At 37.9% G+C, this 16,935-nt stretch carries 14 protein-coding genes and 3 pseudogenes; 9 read left to right on the plus strand and 8 right to left on the minus strand.

The window, feature by feature from the left end; genetic code table 11:
* Window positions 1-129: 129 nt before the first annotated feature.
* Entirely contained in the window at window positions 130-1,554 is a 1,425-nt protein-coding gene (locus IG80_RS0105830) for a flavin monoamine oxidase family protein (RefSeq protein ID WP_084756178.1), read from the minus strand.
* A gap of 201 nt (window positions 1,555-1,755) precedes the next feature.
* Between IG80_RS0105830 and IG80_RS0105835 the strand changes: the two genes are divergently transcribed.
* The 4 genes and pseudogenes from IG80_RS0105835 to tnpA form a co-directional block, all read left to right on the plus strand.
* Window positions 1,756-2,697 (plus strand): MFS transporter, encoded by a 942-nt coding sequence (locus IG80_RS0105835; RefSeq protein ID WP_084756180.1) that lies wholly within the window; start codon window positions 1,756-1,758, stop codon window positions 2,695-2,697.
* Window positions 2,685-3,014, plus strand: a complete 330-nt coding sequence (locus IG80_RS0105840) for a hypothetical protein (RefSeq protein ID WP_032112931.1) — start codon at window positions 2,685-2,687, stop codon at window positions 3,012-3,014. Before IG80_RS0105835 ends, IG80_RS0105840 begins: the two co-directional genes overlap by 13 nt.
* Before the next feature lie 407 nt (window positions 3,015-3,421).
* On the plus strand, window positions 3,422-4,465 hold the full coding sequence (locus IG80_RS0105845; RefSeq protein WP_052046111.1) for a CgnE/CgnB domain-containing protein: 1,044 nt from the start codon (window positions 3,422-3,424) through the stop codon (window positions 4,463-4,465).
* 132 nt (window positions 4,466-4,597) lie between these two features.
* Window positions 4,598-4,948, plus strand: a pseudogene (tnpA, locus tag IG80_RS0105850) (IS200/IS605 family transposase); the annotation flags it as partial.
* Window positions 4,949-4,961: 13 nt separating this feature from the next.
* On the opposite strand, the pseudogene IG80_RS0105855 reads toward tnpA, so the two are convergent.
* Together IG80_RS0105855 and IG80_RS16765 are read right to left on the minus strand one after the other, a co-directional pair.
* Window positions 4,962-5,489 (minus strand): annotated as a pseudogene (locus IG80_RS0105855) (IS630 family transposase); the annotation flags it as partial.
* A 16-nt stretch (window positions 5,490-5,505) separates the two neighbouring features.
* Window positions 5,506-5,724, minus strand: coding sequence for an IS630 transposase-related protein (locus tag IG80_RS16765; protein ID WP_032112933.1), 219 nt, complete (start codon window positions 5,722-5,724; stop codon window positions 5,506-5,508).
* Window positions 5,725-5,847: 123 nt separating this feature from the next.
* Here IG80_RS16765 and IG80_RS0105865 point away from each other — a divergent pair, with 123 nt between their 5' ends.
* The gene (locus IG80_RS0105865) at window positions 5,848-7,155 is read left to right on the plus strand and encodes an MFS transporter (RefSeq protein ID WP_032112934.1); all 1,308 of its coding nucleotides are present in this window, start codon (window positions 5,848-5,850) and stop codon (window positions 7,153-7,155) included.
* Window positions 7,156-7,284: 129 nt separating this feature from the next.
* Here the strand turns inward: IG80_RS0105865 and IG80_RS0105870 are convergent, their stop codons facing one another.
* The gene (locus tag IG80_RS0105870; RefSeq protein ID WP_032112935.1) at window positions 7,285-7,671 is read right to left on the minus strand and encodes a hypothetical protein; all 387 of its coding nucleotides are present in this window, start codon (window positions 7,669-7,671) and stop codon (window positions 7,285-7,287) included.
* Window positions 7,672-7,769: 98 nt separating this feature from the next.
* Here IG80_RS0105870 and IG80_RS0105875 point away from each other — a divergent pair.
* Window positions 7,770-8,117: pseudogene (locus tag IG80_RS0105875) on the plus strand (Tn3 family transposase); the annotation flags it as partial.
* Between the two features lie 271 nt (window positions 8,118-8,388).
* Entirely contained in the window at window positions 8,389-9,261 is an 873-nt protein-coding gene (locus IG80_RS13920; protein ID WP_156962058.1) for a transposase, read from the plus strand.
* A gap of 180 nt (window positions 9,262-9,441) precedes the next feature.
* On the opposite strand, the gene IG80_RS13190 is transcribed toward IG80_RS13920, so the two are convergent.
* Window positions 9,442-12,339 carry an SEL1-like repeat protein gene (locus IG80_RS13190; RefSeq protein WP_052046114.1) on the minus strand — a complete coding sequence of 966 codons (2,898 nt, stop codon included), beginning with the start codon at window positions 12,337-12,339 and terminating at the stop codon, window positions 9,442-9,444.
* 706 nt (window positions 12,340-13,045) lie between these two features.
* Here IG80_RS13190 and IG80_RS15630 point away from each other — a divergent pair.
* On the plus strand, window positions 13,046-13,819 hold the full coding sequence (locus IG80_RS15630) for a tetratricopeptide repeat protein (RefSeq protein ID WP_052046116.1): 774 nt from the start codon (window positions 13,046-13,048) through the stop codon (window positions 13,817-13,819).
* A 219-nt stretch (window positions 13,820-14,038) separates the two neighbouring features.
* A complete protein-coding gene (locus IG80_RS15030) occupies window positions 14,039-14,239 on the plus strand; it encodes a hypothetical protein (protein ID WP_156962059.1) in 201 nt (66 codons plus the stop codon).
* A 133-nt stretch (window positions 14,240-14,372) separates the two neighbouring features.
* Here the strand turns inward: IG80_RS15030 and IG80_RS0105900 are convergent, their stop codons facing one another.
* From IG80_RS0105900 to IG80_RS0105910, 3 genes are all read right to left on the minus strand, one after another.
* Window positions 14,373-15,221, minus strand: coding sequence for a DUF2000 family protein (locus tag IG80_RS0105900; protein WP_032112937.1), 849 nt, complete (start codon window positions 15,219-15,221; stop codon window positions 14,373-14,375).
* Window positions 15,222-15,322: 101 nt separating this feature from the next.
* Entirely contained in the window at window positions 15,323-16,621 is a 1,299-nt protein-coding gene (locus tag IG80_RS0105905) for an MFS transporter (RefSeq protein ID WP_052046118.1), read from the minus strand.
* Between the two features lie 12 nt (window positions 16,622-16,633).
* Window positions 16,634-16,935, minus strand: a 302-nt coding sequence (locus IG80_RS0105910; RefSeq protein WP_232224337.1) for an AzlD domain-containing protein, incomplete at its 5' end; no start/stop codon positions are given.

The raw sequence follows: 16,935 nt of genomic DNA on the forward strand, positions 1-16,935 counted from the left end.
GGACAACTCTCGACAAAGACCTCGTGTCGCAGCCCCAAGTTTTAGATGGTCTCTCTAAAGGGGGCCACTTTAGAATCTTCGTTAATGCGTAATCAAGTAAGTTCACAGATATCTGTTAAAATAACTTTCTTAATGAGATACAATAGCTTGCGCGCATTCTAATGCGGATATAATAGCACCCTGGATCCATCCTTGAAAAGTTGAGCAATGTTCACCGGCGAAAAAAATTCGACCCTCGGGCTGAATAGTACTCTTATATAATTGAAAAAGAAAATTAGATTTTGGATTTATTTCTGTTGCTTGAGGCCCTTTAGCTTTACCAAAAACAGAGTCATAATCGGACCACATAAAACTAAACCCGCCTTTGGACCATTTATATTTATCCCAGGCAATACTAGTGCTATCAAGTATCATACCGCTTTCATATATTTCTTTGTGGAACAAACCAAGAGTTTTCTGTGCCAGCGCAATTCTTTTGTCATGGGTTAAGTTAGACAAGTGGCTTGCGTTGTTACCCGCTGTATAGTTTAGGAGTACTCCTGGTCCATCAGGCGTTGAAGGATAATATATTTTCCTTACAATCCCATCAGTGATAGATACTCCCCCTCGTATATTATAATTGCTCTCCCAAAATCTACGCTTACAAAGCAGTAAAATCTTACAAGCATTTATATATTTTAATTGATGAATTGCTTCTAGTTTTTTTGAGCTAAAGTTTTTTAAACTCATATTGCGCATAGATGAAAAGGGTAGGGTGCAGATAAGATAGTCACAACTCAGGGTTTCATACTTATCTCCCTGAAGGATAGTTATTTCTGCTTTATTATTTAAATTACTGATTTGGCATACTTCAGTATTATATAAAATATGGGAGCTTAATTGGTCTGCTATCTTTAAAGGTAATTGGTCCATCCCTCTTTCTATATAAAAAAATTTGTTGCTAAGTGTTTTGATAAGAGTCTTTAGGATTGAATTAATTGATGGATTCTTGCGCCCTAGTGTTTGTGCAAATTCTTCCATTACTTTTATAAAAACAGGGTAATCTTTTTTCTGTAAAAGATCAATATCCTGTGTATCAATAGCGTTAATCAATTTAGCTATTTCTTCTGGTACAAAAGTACTTATAATTCCTTTTAAAATATGGATTCTTTGATTGTTTATAAAGTTAGGGTCTAAAAAATCTTTAATTGTCAAAGCATTTTGCTTTATGCTTAAAAAGCTATTTTCATTCTCGAGCACATCAATAAAAGGCTTCATTTTTTCATTCAATTGAAATTCATGGATATAGTGAAGAGTATACTCATGGGACAAAGGAAAACGCATTGCTCCTAATTCACCATAAGGTGCATCTTTTGCATTACCAAACCTATATGTAAATATGCGCCCACCTACCCGATGACTAGCCTCGAGCAGAGTAACCTTGTGTCCTAATTTTTTTAATTCATATCCTGCTATTAACCCAGCTATTCCAGCACCAATAATATAAATGTGCTTTTTTATGCCTTTATCTTTTTCTTTCAATATTCTTAGCTGGTTTTGTACTTTAGGATACATAATTTTATGATGATTAATTTAAATATTTATAGATTCAAAATTTTTTAGGTTTTCATAGTAAGGATTAGCTTACTAAGTAGTTTATTTTTGTCTATGATAAACAGTTTCTTTCTTAACTTACCCTATAACTTTTTGTAGCACTCTACCATTTTTAATAGTTTTTTTACCAATTTTAATGATATCTACAATATAATAAAATAAATGGCTAAGTCACTATATATTAGTGGAGAAATTCAATATCTCAACTTTCATCCATATTTAGAGCTTAAATTCATGGCTACGTATTATTCCCCCTGGTCACTTATTCCTGTTTTATGCTTTCTATCAGCTTTAAGTATTTTTTCGATTCATTTTTATCTTCCTTCCTTACCTACAATTGGGAAAGTGTTGAATGTTCCTGAAGAATCTGTTCGGTTAACTCTTTCAATGTTTTTTTTGGGAGCTTCTATTGGGAACTTCTTTCTAGGGCCTGTTTCAGATAGGATGGGACGCCTTATAGTTGCAAAAGGAGGAATTTTACTTTTCATCTTTGCTAGTTTTTTATGTGCTCACTCTCAAACTCTCTTGGCTCTCCAAATAGGATTATTTTTTCAAGGGTTTGCTTGCAGTGCAGGATCTTTGATTGCAAGGTCTGTTGGGCGAGATCTTTACGAAGGTCCTTACCTCACCTATTTTTCTGCTACCATTATGATGATTGTTTCCCTTTCTCCAGGTATCGCTCCCACTTTAGGGGGAGTTATAGAATGTTATTTTGGCTGGCAAAAAAAGTTTTACTTTCTCATGCTTTTTGGAGTTGCAATTGCATTGTTGATTTGGTTGCGGCTCCCAGAAACATTAGAGACCAGCAAAAGGCAAGCGCAAAAATTTGCTTTTTTTAAAAATTATTCATCCTTTTTTCAAAATTCTTATTGTCGAGTATTATGCTTTATCATTGGAATGCAAATGAGTGCTATATTTTGTTATGTTACGCTTTCTCCCTCCTTGTTCATTTCATTTTTCGCATGGTCTCCTCAAGAATATGGGTATGTAGGAATTTCAGGTGCTTTAGGTAATCTAATAGGCTTTGGCTTTGCCCGCCATATGTCAAGTCGTTTACATTTTCATCATGGCATTTTAATTGGAACTCTATCATGCTTTTTTTAAGTTGTATTTATGTATATTTTTGTCTCGCCTTTCAAGAAAATCCGTATTTAATAATTTTCTATAATTTTTTGTTTTATAGTGCTTCTGCTTTAGCTCTTGCAAATGCATCAGCTGCTGCTTTGAATGCTTTTCCTCTCATGGCCGGAACATCTTCTGCTATTATAGGCATGGTACAAATTGGCTCGGGTCTCCTTGGAAGTTCTTTAGCAAGTGTATTACCTACTTCTCCATTAATATTAGGAACAGTTTTAGGGGCTCTAAGCTTACTAAGCGTACTTGCTGGTATTCTTGTAAGAGGAAAAGAGCCAAACTTGTAAAATTTTGGTAAAATTTATTAATTCTTTTATTTTCTTATACTTTTTTTGTTTAATTAATCAATCTGTAGTTGACGCAATTTTTTTCGATCGGTATAACTATTTATGGTAGCAGAAATTACTACCATAGTCAAACTATAAAAAAAGAAAAAGGAGGATCTTATGATTCGTCAAACAAATAGCCGCCTTTACGCTAAAACCTTACAGTATGGTGATTAATTGGTAGTAGAAATTACTACCATAATTAAACCATAAAAAAAGAAAAAGGAGGATCTTATGATTCGTCAAACAAATAGCCGTCTTTACGGTAAAACCTTAGGTTACTAAGGTTTAAGTTGTTCGTGGTGAAGCAATACTTCACCACGAATTTATCATGTTCTAAACTGGTTATATGTTTAAAAGAAAAAACCATGCAACAAATTCAAATAAATCCTCATTTGTACAAACAGTTTGGCGAAAATAAAGGCTGTCATTTTAGGCTTCTTACAAATAGCCAACTCAAAGATTCTTTCACCATAAATAAAGGTGATTACGAAAGTGCAGAATTAAGTCTCTTTGATACTGCAAAAGACTTTAAGCAAATTGTTCTATCTTTGCCAAGGCCTATTCATATTCTTATTATTTCTCCTTATTGTATGACTGAATTTCCTCGTGATGAGGAAATGGGAGAGGATTACAAGTTAATGACTTTGCCGTGTAGTTCCAGCGAGATAGATCTAGAAAGCATAAGATATTATTTAGAAGTGATGGAACGCACAGATTTGGATGCTCAAAAGGAATGGTCTAATAATTTTTTTGCAGTTGCAGAGAAGAGCAAGCATCTAAAGTTTGTTGATACTGAAACAAAAACAGAAGCGACATTTTATCATATGTCCGATGAGTACGAATGGTTTGAGCAGTTAGGCATGATCCCATGGGGAGGGCAGCAATTTGTTCCTTCTGGTGAGATAAGTGTCTTCTCACTTTTTCATAACCCTCCTGGCGCTGTTAAAAACATAAATATTACTGGCGAAATCACTTTTTCAGGGTATTCTATTGTAAACTCTGGAAACCCCTCTTTCCTCGAACAAGACAGAGAACGGATCTACAATAAACTTTCTTCGCTAATGAAAGGAAAAATAATTTTTGAGATTCAAGAGGGCCGCTTAAACCCAAAAGCAGTTCATTGTGACAAAGAAGCTCAAGAAGCTTATGATATTTTACAAAGTTTATTTGAAGTAGATTCCCGGTACAATCTTTTATGGGAAATTGGCTTTGGAGCAAATACAAATATGGAAGCTTTGCAAGCGAATAGAACACCAAATGAAGTTTACGGTCATCGTAATGGCTGCATACATTGGGGCTTAGGACTTACTCCTCGAACTCAGTATCATCTTGATATAATTTGTCCTAATACTATTGTAATGGATGATCAAGGCACTATTATTACTGGTGGAGATAAAAAAAAACTCTAAAGCGAACTGCCGCTAAAGGTTGCCCTTGCATTACTTAAAACTTTAACCGCACAGCGTAAATCTCGGGGGCTTGCCCCCGTGATGGATAGCGTCTAAAAGTGGGCAAAGCCCACATTAAGACATTGTCCCTCTATGAAGTTGCAAAGAAATAACCATCATGTTTTTCGAATTATGTATCATTTTGTTTGGGTCCCAAAATACCGACGTAAAGTATTTGAGGAACCATATCGTAGTACTCTAAAAAATATTATTGAGAAAATTGGTTATGATTATAATATTGAAATTGTTGAAATTGAAGTTCCAATTGGCCATATTCACATGGTTGTGAGGTTAGAACCTAATGTTTCCCCCTCTGATATTATGCAAATCATTAAAAGTATTTCAGCAAAACAATTTTTTAGACTTCATCCAGAAATTAAAAAACGATATTTTTGGGGCGGTAAATTATGGACACAGAGTTATTTTGTAGAAACTATAGTTAATTGAGTTAATATATTTACACAGAAAAAGCGGAATTGATAGTGTCTGCAAGAGATAAGAAAGTTTTGAGGAAACCTCTGATCTTAGCTTTGAGATTGGCCCAGAAAGTTTCGATAGGGTTAAGATCTGGTGAATAAGGCGGCAAAAAGAGTAATATGCAGCTAGCATTTTCAATGAGAGTCTTTGTTTTTTCAGATTTATGGAAGGTAGCATTCTCTAGGATAACAATTTGCCCTGGTTTCAAAACCGGGATCAAACAGGTTTCGAGCCAAAAGTTAAAAAGATCTGTATGGCAAGTACCTTGAAAACAAAAGGGAGCCAAGATTTCTGAACCACATTTGGCAGCAACAAAACTCTCACGAGCATACCGTTTTCCTGAGATTTCGCCAAAAACTTTAGTGCCTCTTGGAGCATACCCGAAAGATTGGTATACATAAGAATCGATACCGCTTTCATCAACATAAACCAAGTTTTCTTTACTGAAGGAGGCTATCTGCTCCAAAAATGTTGAACGCTTAGCATCAGCCCGTTCTTTGTAGAATGTTGTCTTTTTTTTCGTGTTATTTTAGGCGCTTTAAAGCACGCCAAATTCCAGAAGGGCTTATTTGAAAATGCATCGCGTAATCTTCAAGCATTCTATCCGGGCGGGCTTCAACATAAGCCAAAAGAGCCTCGGGATTAAGTTTTCTCCATGTTCGAGGCTTCAAATCTGGCCTTTTTAAACTCCCAGTTTCTTGTTTTAGAGATAACCAACTATCGATGGTTGGCCGATAATTCAAGTTTTGAGTTAAAATTAATTTTATATGAGACGCTTCATGAAATAAAATGAGTTATTCACCTCAAACGCTATAGCTTAATTTATGTATAAGCTAAATAGCTAATCTGAATGTACGGTGTAAGAGTTGAGCGCCTTTTCTTCCCTGAATCGTTCTCAAAAAGAAGCAATTGGCTTACTGCAAGTAGGAACTTTTCTCGAATACTTTGATCTTATGCTTTATGTGCATATGGCTGTTCTCCTTAACGAGCTTTTCTTTCCAAAAACAGATCCCCATACTACAGCTCTCCTTTCAGCTTTTGCTTTTTGCTCAACCTTTGTTTTAAGACCATTTGGGGCTCTGATTTTTGGGTGGATTGGAGATAATATTGGCAGAAAGACTACTGTTATTATCACTACCCTGTTTATGTCTGTTTCTTGCATGGTTATGGCCAACCTTCCCATCTATGCGCAAATTGGTATCACGGCAACTTGGACTGTAACTTTATGCCGTATCATTCAAGGGTTATCTTCAATGGGAGAAATTATGGGAGCGCAGATCTATGTCACAGAGATTACAAAACCTCCTGCTCAATACATTGCTGTCTCCTTTGTCAGTATTGCCTCAGCTTTTGGATCTATGGCTGCTTTAGGTATTGCTTCTTTGGTTACCCATTTTCAGTTTAATTGGCGCCTTGCGTTTTGGATGGGGGCTGCCATTGCTGTTATCGGTTCTGTTGCGCGGATAAGACTCAGAGAAACCCCCGAATTTATTAAAATGAAAATAAGAAAAATAAAAAAGCAACAAGAAAACACCTGGGATAAAAACTTAGAAGATACATGGGGGAAGTGGAGAACGTCTGCTGCCTATTTCTTTGTTTTTTGTGGATGGCCATTAACTTTTTATATCAGTTATATGTATTTTAACCCCACGTTGAAAGAGCTTTGTCATTATACATCGGAAGATATGATTTTTCATAACTTCCTATTATCGATTACTTTATGTGTCTCAAGTATTTCGTGGACTTGTTTAGCTACTAAAATGCATCCCATAAAAATTACAAAGTTAAAGGGGAGAATCGGATTTGTCTCAGCACTGGTACTGCCGTTCCTTATCTCGGTTGCCAATACTCCTTTATCAATCTTTGCCATTCAGGTTCTTTTGCTAAATTTTACTTTAGGAGAAACACCCTCTTTTGCGATTTTTATTAAACATTTTCCCACCCTCAAACGTTTTACTCTCACGAGTTTTCTTTATGCATTAACGCGGGCTATGATGTATATTGTCACCTCTTTTGGGTTAGTCTACTTGACTGGATCTCTGGGACATTGGGGAATCTGGGTTGTTATGATTCCTGTGACTACGGGTTTTTTATGGGGAATTCATCATTTTGAAAAGCTGGAAAATCTGAATAAAACTTTGAACATGAAGCACTCGACCTTAAAGACTGCGTGAGAGTTTCACTTTCATGACTTCTCACACAGCCCCTAAGGATTTATTCCCTGATCAAGAAATCAATAATAGATAAAAAGTCTTTCATCAGGTTTATTAAAAGTAATATCCCTCCTTGAAATCTCACTATTTCTAAAGAGTTCTCTGATTTTGTAGCTGCTGTTGTTGAATAGATCGCTGTTCAATAAATTGGAGGCGTTGTTGCTCTTGCTTAGCTTCAATGCTTATTTTTTCAACAAAGGGTGAAGCGGAAAAAGAAGAATCTTTAAGTGGATCCTTGATCATTTCTTTGATAAGAAGTGTTTTAGCAGCTGCAATAATATTTTCACTTTTTGGATCGGTTTCTTCCCCTTTAACACCAGCTAATGAAGTAACACCTTTTATGAATGATGGTTGATTTGAGTCAATCTGGGACGCTTGTTTGTGGATGAATTCTTTTATCTGACCATGATAATTGGGTAGCAGGTTGACTAAACGAATGGCTTCTTGCCCCAGGATAGAAGTAAAAGTAGAATCCATCGTGGGATTGGGAAGCGAAATATTAAAAGCAGCTTTAGCGGCAGCATTATTCCAGTTCTCACGGAAAGCGCTTGCAGCTTCGATGCTCTGATGTCAATGGTCGCATTGAACGCACCATTTTTATCCTTACCTGGATTAGCTCCAGTGATATGCAACGCCGCGCACAAATGGGCCTCAATAAAGGAGAAGCACATCATGCGTTGAAACGTGCTCTGAACTTCAATCGCAGAGGTGAAATCTCTGATCATACATCAGAAAACCAGCATCTGCGTATGATGTATCTAAACTTGTTAGCAGCAATAATTATCTACTGGAATACCAAACACCTAGGCAGCATTATTCATGATATGAAACAGCAGGGAATAATCACACTACCAGAACAGCTGGCACATCTCTCACCTCTCGGATGGGAGCACATCATCCTCACAGGGTTTTATAAATGGTGAAAACAACTTAAACCCTAATTCCTGCACTTTCCCGCAAACTACCCCTAAACAATTGAAAGGACGTAAAACAGCAGCATCAAAACTCCTCATTAAAATTGCTGAGAAGCAACCGGGGATGTTTGTTCACTGGGGAATATCCATGATGAGAGATTTTGCTTGACTACTGGTTGCTAGTTTTTTAGAAGAGGAAAAAGTTGAAAAGGTAAGTATAATCAATGTATTAAAAGCTCTGTAGTTTTTTGTAATTCCTTTGTAATTCCAGAGTAATAAAATGAAGATTGATCGGCGTTCGTCCAAAAAACCTAGGATTCCTGTGCAATTGACGCAAAATGAGTTTGATGAATTTATCTGCAATGCTCTTCCAAAACGCAAAAGAGGTCCAGAAGGTAAGGTCCCCAGATTGAAGATTTTTAACTATATTCTCAAGTTAGTTTACACCGGGTGCCAATGGAAAGAGTTGCCAATTGATAAAGACGAGACTGGTAAGTCGGAAATCTCCCCCAGTCGCGTGTTTAGAATTTTTAAAAAGTGGCTGAATTCTGGCGTTTTTGAAAAGATCTTTGGTCATTCAGTCCAACTCCTTTTTGAAGAGGGACGTTTAGATATCAGCATTATCCACGGAGATGGAACAACAACAGCTGCGAAAAAAGGAGGCGACAAGATTGGTAGCAATGGTCATAAGAAAATGACTGGTGAGAAAGTTGTGTGCTTTGTTGACAGATTGTGTAATGTTCTTAGTCCTTTCACAACAGCGCCTGGCAATGCCAGTGAAATGACACTAATGCCAAAGGCCTTGCAAGACTTGAAATCCTTTGTGAAAAAGATCGGGATGTCGCTGAAAGGTACTATCGCCAGCTTTGATTCTGGATATGATAGCAAAGCTAACCGAAAAAAGATCTTCAACTCTGGAATGATTCCCAACATCAAAGAAAATACAAGGAACCGAAAGAAAATCAAGCGCGGACGCAAAAGGCTCTACAACGAAGAAATCTTTGAAGAACGGTTCAAAACTGTCGAACGAGTTTTTGCCTGGGAAGACAAGTTCAAGCGCCTATTGATTCGTTTTGAAAGGATTAGCTTTCATCATTTCGGGATGAAGCTCTTAGCCTACACGATGATTAATCTGCGGTATTACTGTCGCTAAATCCTTGGGCTTTATTCAATTTATCCAGAATATTAAGATTACTGGATCGCTTGTTTTTGTCCAAATTTCCCCAAATTTATCAAATTTGCACCTCAAAAGAGAGACAGACACGCAAAATTTATGCAGCCATGAAAGATTGACTAAAATTACCACACCCTTGCTTCTTTGAAATCCAAGAAACTAGCAACCAGTAGTCAAGTAATCGAGGGCAGGAAGGATACAAGCAGCTTCTTCAACGCCTTGTTCAGCCGCCTCCCGGAGCCAGTAGATAGCTTTGGAGAAATTTAATCCCTCTACATACATATATCCAAGTTTACATTGAGCATCTGCATGTCCTTGCTTAGCTGCTCTCTCGTACCATAACGCGGCTAGGACGTCATCTTTGGCAATACCGTCACAACCATTTTCATAAATCATCCCAAGATAAAATTGGGCATCTGCATGTCCTTGCTCAGCGGCTTTCTTAAACCAGTTCACAGCCAGAGTGTCATCTTTCTCAACGCCACAACCATTTTTATACATCACCCCAAGATTATATTGAGCCACTTTATGTCCTTTTCCAGCCGCTTTCTTGTACCAGAACGCGGCTAGAGTGTCATCTTTTGGTACACCCCGGCCACTCGTATACATTACGCCAAGGTTGTATTGAGCCACTTTATGTCCTTGCTCAGCTGCTTTCTCGTACCAGAGCTTAGCCAGGGTACCGTTTTTCTCAATACCGTCACACCCTTTTTCGTACATTACCCCAAGATTATATTGGGCCCCTACAAAACCTTGATCTCGCCGAGCAGCCTCGATGTACCAGTACATAGCTCGATTTACATCTTTCTCAATGCCACAACCCTTTTGATACATATATCCAAGGTTACATTGAGCCACTTTATGTCCTTGCTTAGCTGCTTCCTCGTACCAGAACACCGCTTGGCGCTCATCCTTAGCAACACCTTTTCCCTCTACATACCTCAAGCCAAGGTTATATTGAGCCTCTGCAACCTTTTGCTTAGCGGCTTTTTCAAGCCAGCGTACAGCTAGAGTATCATTTTTAGGAACACCCTTGGCCTCCACATACATCATTGCAAGGCAATACTGGGCATTTGCAACGCCTTGCTTAGCGGCTTTCTTAAACCAGTGCGCGGCTTGGATGTAATTTTCAGGAGCATTAATGCCCATAAAATATTTTACACCAAGGTAGAACTGTTCCGTTGCATCCTCCACTTCAGGGGCATGGTGGGAGTCATAGGCAGTTTGAATATCATCTAGAGTAATCCCGTTGTCTTTTAAATACCTCATTATTAAGTTATGTTGAGCCTCTGTATTTTTACCCTTTGCCGCCCCATTCCTTGCTGCAGCGGTGCTATAATTCTTTAACCTATTTCTTCTTAAACCATTTTCAATTTTTTCTACAGTCTTAGTCGGAATAGTTTTGACTCTCGTAAAAAGTAGTTCTGTTAATGATGTATTCTTTTGTTTACCTTTGTCATACTTAAGCAAAGCACCAAAGCTATTAAGGCCTTCTGCCGTGGTCTGGGTGCCCAATATTTGCAGTTTTTTAAGGGACTTGTTATCTTCTAATGCTTTTGCAATGGCTTTGCTTCCCTCATCTTTAATTGGATTTGAGTTTAAAGTAAGCTCAGCCAGTGAGGTATTTGACTTTAACCCTTCTGCAATCTGGGCGGCATCTTGAGGGCCAAGACCTAACTTCTTTAGAGAAAGCACTTCAAGGGTATTACTAGTTAGAAGGGGTTTTAGTATATCTCCTAACCCATTAAGATTATAATTGCGTATAGAGAACATAATAGCCTGAGCTTGAGAGACATGCTCTATAATCAATGAGAACCTACGAATCATGCTGTCGTCTCGCATCTTTTTCTGATTTCCTATGCACATACCCTTACCAGGGCATATGTCAGCAGCTTTAAAGGTATGCAGCTGATGAAGAATATGGGAAACAGCACTGGGAAGCACTTCCCCTAGCTGCTTACCGTAACCTACAAAGGTTAATACTGAGCTTTCTCCTTTTCTTTTAAGAATCTGTGCTAGCTCACAATTTAATCTATTAGAATAGGCTGGGATAATATGGTTCTCTAGTAACTCTTCACGGTGTGATTGAAGGTTTATCCCCTTTTTAAGAGTTTTGAAATGTCCAAACTTATCCTTGCTCAGCCCATATTTACTTTTATACTTAGCTTTATATCCTTTATTAAAGGATGGTACCTTAACTGCCAGGGCGTAGGAGACATACGCTTGGTCAAGGTATCCTAAGAAGGACACTTCTTCTTCTGCTAAAATATCTTTTTGGTTTGTTTCTATCTTAACTTTCCCTTGGGCGTGCAGATCAAGAACAGAAGTAGGGTTCAGCGCGTAAAAATCTTGCTTTTTTAATAAAGCAATATAGACCTTGCCAAGACACTTATTTTGAGGGATTCCTTCATCGTCATAATCAGGCCTGAGATATTCTCCTCCTACCATGTATTTAAGGCCCACAGCGTATCTAAGGGCATGCTGTGGCCCCTGAGAGAAAGACACAAAACAGTTTCTAAGGATACCTTCCTTATTTAAGCTGCCAAGCTTATACTCCGGATCTTCTGCTTCTTTGAAAAAAATTTCTTTGTAGGCTTCAAATGCCTCTATCTCTCGTTGGGTAATGTTGTTAGAGGCACCTTTTTCATAGCGGTACTTATCATCACCGAGTAGGGTATGAAATCTAAAATGATTATTAGTGTACCTTTCATGAAAGGTATAATAGTGATCAGGATGCTGCTCCTTAAACTTTTTAAGTGTAGTATGAACTAATTGCCCACTTCTTAATAAAGGGCCTTGTTCCTCAAGGCTTGTTAGATAATTAGCACCTATAAGAGCCCCTGCTGTAGAAGAAAATAGGGAATGACTATTCTGCTCATCCTTAGAGCTTTCTATAGCTCTGGTTATATCTGTTGGCTCAAAAATACCTTTAAAGAAATGGATGCCCCGATACAGTGCAATATATTGAGTCTGATTTGATTCTTCAGTATCTGAAGCCCATCCAGGTAACCCGGAAAAGAATAAAAGGACAGCAAGCGTAGTATGGAGGTAAGTCATTATTTCATCCTAATAATTAGTAGTTATTATTTTTTGTAGTATCCCCCATCTAAAAGGCATACAGCTTAATAGCTATTATTATATTTTTATCATTTTTTGTTTTAATTAGCCTGTTTACAGTAAGCCCTTTTTTCATTCTCAAGAACAAAAGTCTTTGCTGGTTTAATTAATTAACAAATGTACCCATCTTTATCAATTGGCTTCTAAACTACCCTAGCAGTTTTTGGCACAACTGCTTTATAGATTAATTAAGTGATTTTCACTCTAAAAAGGGTGAGCAGATAAAATGAGAAAAATTTCCTAACCAACTCATTGCTAGTGTGCGCCACGAGGCGCTTGTTTGCTAGTGGCTGCAAGAGCCACCGTGAAAGTGTCGACCCAACACATCACGTACCGAATCTTGGGTGTATGGTAGTAATGACATGGACTAAGCGTAGAAAGGGATGCGATAGGCCGTAAGCGAAAGCTGAAGTGATAAGCCCCGTTAATTGAGAAATTTTAGGATTGTCGATGGTGTACTAGCTCCAGAAGACAATATCAACTACCGCTTTGGAATGGTCCCTTGACGATCCCCAATTTTTTGTATGGGTGTCCTTGTAGGTCGGAGGGGTGCATTCTGTTAATGAGAGTTTTGAGGTAGGAATGTCAACGAGAGCATTCCAATAAGTTCTTCTTTATTCATCATTATTTCCTTTGTTAAAGTTAATTGTATGTTGAGTCTATTAATCGGGGCACGCGGTTATCATATACGCACCTTGCGCATGCTTTTGAAGAGCGAAAATCGAGCATCAGCCTTGCAGAGTTTTATGATGAGGAGATCACTACCTTTACTCCTCAAGGGGCTAAAGCTTTATTGTATAGTACAGGGTATTTAGAAGAGGAGCAGATTGAAGATAATCTCCCAGATAAAATTAAGCTTTGGAATGATTTAGCACAAAAAGGCAACCAAGATGCATTGAGAGATTTAATCAAAGTTGCTGAACAAGGAGATGCAGCTGCGCAATTCGAGCTTGGACGGATGTATGCGAATGGCCGGGGTGTTACAAAAGACGATGCGGAAGCCGTGAAGTGGTATCGTCTGGCCGCTGACCAGGGAAATGCTAATGCTCAACATAACCTGGGAGTTCGTTATAAAAATGGCTGGAGTGTTACAAAAGACGAGAAACAAGCCGTTGAATGGTATCGTAAAGCCGCTGACCAGGGGCATAGTGGGGCTCAATTTAGCCTGGGAATTTGTTATAAAAATGGCCAAGGCGTTACGAAGGACTATACGGAAGCGGTGAAGTGGTACCGCAAAGCCGCCGACCAGGGACATGCTGGGGCTCAATTTAGCCTGGGAATTTGTTATAAAAATGGCCAAGGCGTTACGAAGGACTATACGGAAGCCGTAAAGTGGTACCGCAAAGCCGCTGACCAGGGACTTGTTGCGGCTCAATTTAACCTGAGATGGGGCACCGTCAACTTAACTAATAGAGGGTAGATTGAGTATGGGAACTGTCAAATTTAGACAGAAAGAAGCTGTAGAGCCGCCTCCAGCCAAATGGCCTTGGCGGCAGAGAAAGAAAGTCGTTGATCTGGTGCTTTCTTTTCACTTGTCCATTGTCGTCGCTGCATTTTCGTCTTCCTTTTGTTTAAATCAACAAAAAGTCTCCTTTATTTCAACCTTTTTCCAAACTGGGGGCAGTATAGCTTGTCTAAGATGGGAAATAAAGCTCTACGCAAACTTTTATTCTTTCCAGCAATGAACTTGATGAAGAAGTCTTCGCCGATGAAATCTTTTACGCAAAATCTCCAGAAAAAAGGAAAAAAAGGAAAGGTTATTATTGGAGCACTGATGAGAAAACTTCTGCGTATCATCTTTGGAGTATTGAAAAAACAAACTGCCTTTCGGGCTGTTTAGAATCTAAAATATTTTAAAATCAGCCTTGACGCGCATCGCAGTATCTTTTTTTAGGGGGGGGGATTACCCTCGCAATATCATCCCCCTTTAAAGGCGCAAGGTATCTTTCAATGACCTGGTTTTTACAAAAACATTATTTTAAAAAATTTATTATCACTCGACATATGTGAGCTGGACCCACCGCGTAAAGGCCAGTAATTTTTAGATCTGCTGTTTTCCTTGCTGCTGTAGCTGCAATTTGCTCCTTATAGCTGGGGCCTAAATGCATTGTATCTAGAAAGCTGGCTACCCGTAGATCGGGGGTATCATAGGTACTTAAGTATCGATGTGCTTCACAAATTTGCTGGTTTGTAGCCGTGGCAACAACATCAAATGTTGGACTAAAACTAGTAGCTAATTCATCCACCTCTTGATAAACAGAACCAATCCCAATGGCCATATGAGCTAGAGCATTAAGCTGTTTGCCAGCTTCAAGTTCTTTATCGACAACAGCTATACATCCAATAGCTTCATCGGCAGTATTTTCTAAAAATTCATCAAAATGGCTAGGTGCCAAATTTGTAGGTCTATAAACGGAAAATTTCTTTGTACTAGCTCTCAAATTTTCAAATGGGCCAAAAGCAGCTGCAACAGTAGGAGTTTTATTTTTTTCCTCATCTAGAGCTAGAGAAATAATATCTACTCCTTCTACTTTAGTATTGCTAAATGCTTCTAAAGAACTAGGTTTTGATTTCATAATGATACAAGGAAAAGCAGAAATATATTTATATGAGTTACCATCCTTATCAATGTAAGGTAACTGAGCAAGATTATGGCTGCCGACTCTGAATCCAATATCTCTTGCTACTTTGTTAATATGACTGACTTGTTGGCTGAATTCTAATTTATCATTCACGATAACATAGGAGCGGTTTTGTGGTAGGAATATATCTTCTTCCATATCAGCTGACTCCGCTGGAGTAAAAAATAAACTGTAGCCCATCCAAATTAAATTTAATACTATAATTTTTTTACTATATTTAACATTTTTTTCTCCATTATTAAAATGTTTGTAATTTGCATTAAAAGGTTTATTTACATATTCTATGTATAAACAACATCGTTTGTAGGATTCATTTTATCTTCCGCAGTATGAGAGTACATGTAATTCTCTTTAATTCGAGAAAGAATATAGAGAGAAGTTAAAGTTAGAAATGGCAAAATAAGCAATGCATAAGTAAAGTTACTTGCTGTATAAATTCTAACGCCATCAACTACAGTCCCATCCCACAAACAATCAAGAATAAAACCTATAAATGGCTGTAAAAAAGCCCCTCCAGCCATATTCATAGCATTCCCAAAGCTCATTGCTGTGCCTGCATTATAATCAGCATGCAGGTTTTTAATAATACTCATAAAGGGTAAGAACCCACTTGATGCAAAACCAAGGAAAAACCATAAAATTGCTAACGATAGAGGTGCCCATGTTTGAATAAATATGAGCATCAATATAACAACTAAAGTTAATATGCTTCCATAGTGCATAGTAGTTTTACATTTACCAAAATAGTTAGTAAGCATGCCAGATAAAGGACTTCCAACAACCCAACCAAGAAATAAGAAAGAGATAATTTGTGTAGCTTGTGTACGATCAAATCCGTAGTAGGCGCACATCCATGATACTCCCCATAAAGATCCTAAAGCTGTGGTTGGAGCAAACATTAACCCACCGTAAATAGAAGTAAACCAAGTTTGTTTGCATGATAATACTTCTTTTAAACTATGAAAGAACGGTGCTTTATTTTTTATAATATTGTGGGGGATAGGTGCATCACGGACTGTAACATAGACTATTATAGAGATAATAATTCCTACTACAGCAAATAGCTCCATCATTTGACGCCAGCCAATAGTGTCAACAAGCCATGCCAGTGGCACCTCTCCACATATAGCCCCCATCATTCCAACAGTGACTGTCATTCCTGCCATAATCCCAAACATTTTCTTTTCAAACCATTGGGCTGCAATCTTAAAGGCACTTACAACTGCACATGCTGATCCCATCCCAATAATAATACGGCAAATTTCGGCGTGTTGGATGGTTGCAGATTTACTAAACAAAAAGCATCCAATAGCACAAACAATGCTGGAAGTTGCTATTAACTTTCTGGGCCCTAAACGATCTAAAATTAATCCAGTTACAAGTTGCATTAAAGCATATGAATAAAAGTAGTATGCTGATAAATTCCCCAATGATAACCCAGATATATTGAATGTCTTCATTAAATCATTCGCCATAACCCCAGGAGAAACTTGTATCATAAACTCGTAAAAATAGAATAAAACAGCAAGAAACCAACTTACCCAGCTTCTTAGATTTATTTTCTTTTGATGAACCAACATTATACGCACCTTTTATAAAATTGTTTTTAAGATTCCGTACGTTAAAACACCACCACTGATGCTTAGCAAAGCATGTCTAAACTTGAGGTGGAGAGTGGCAGTTAAAATAGAAGCAATAAAAGATGCAAAAAAGCTTGTCTCTCCTTGTCCTATATTTTCTTGAAGCATATAGAGACATAAGATAAGCATAACGCTTGCTGGAAGCTTTCGCCCTAAGTATTGCATGACTGGATTATTACTAAGTTGAGATAAAGCCAAATCGTATAACTTCGTATAATGTATGCTATACGAAGTTATTACGCTACCATGTATTT

The sequence above is a fragment of the Candidatus Paracaedibacter symbiosus genome (assembly GCF_000757605.1).
In the GTDB taxonomy this organism is placed as follows: domain Bacteria; phylum Pseudomonadota; class Alphaproteobacteria; order Paracaedibacterales; family Paracaedibacteraceae; genus Paracaedibacter_A; species Paracaedibacter_A symbiosus.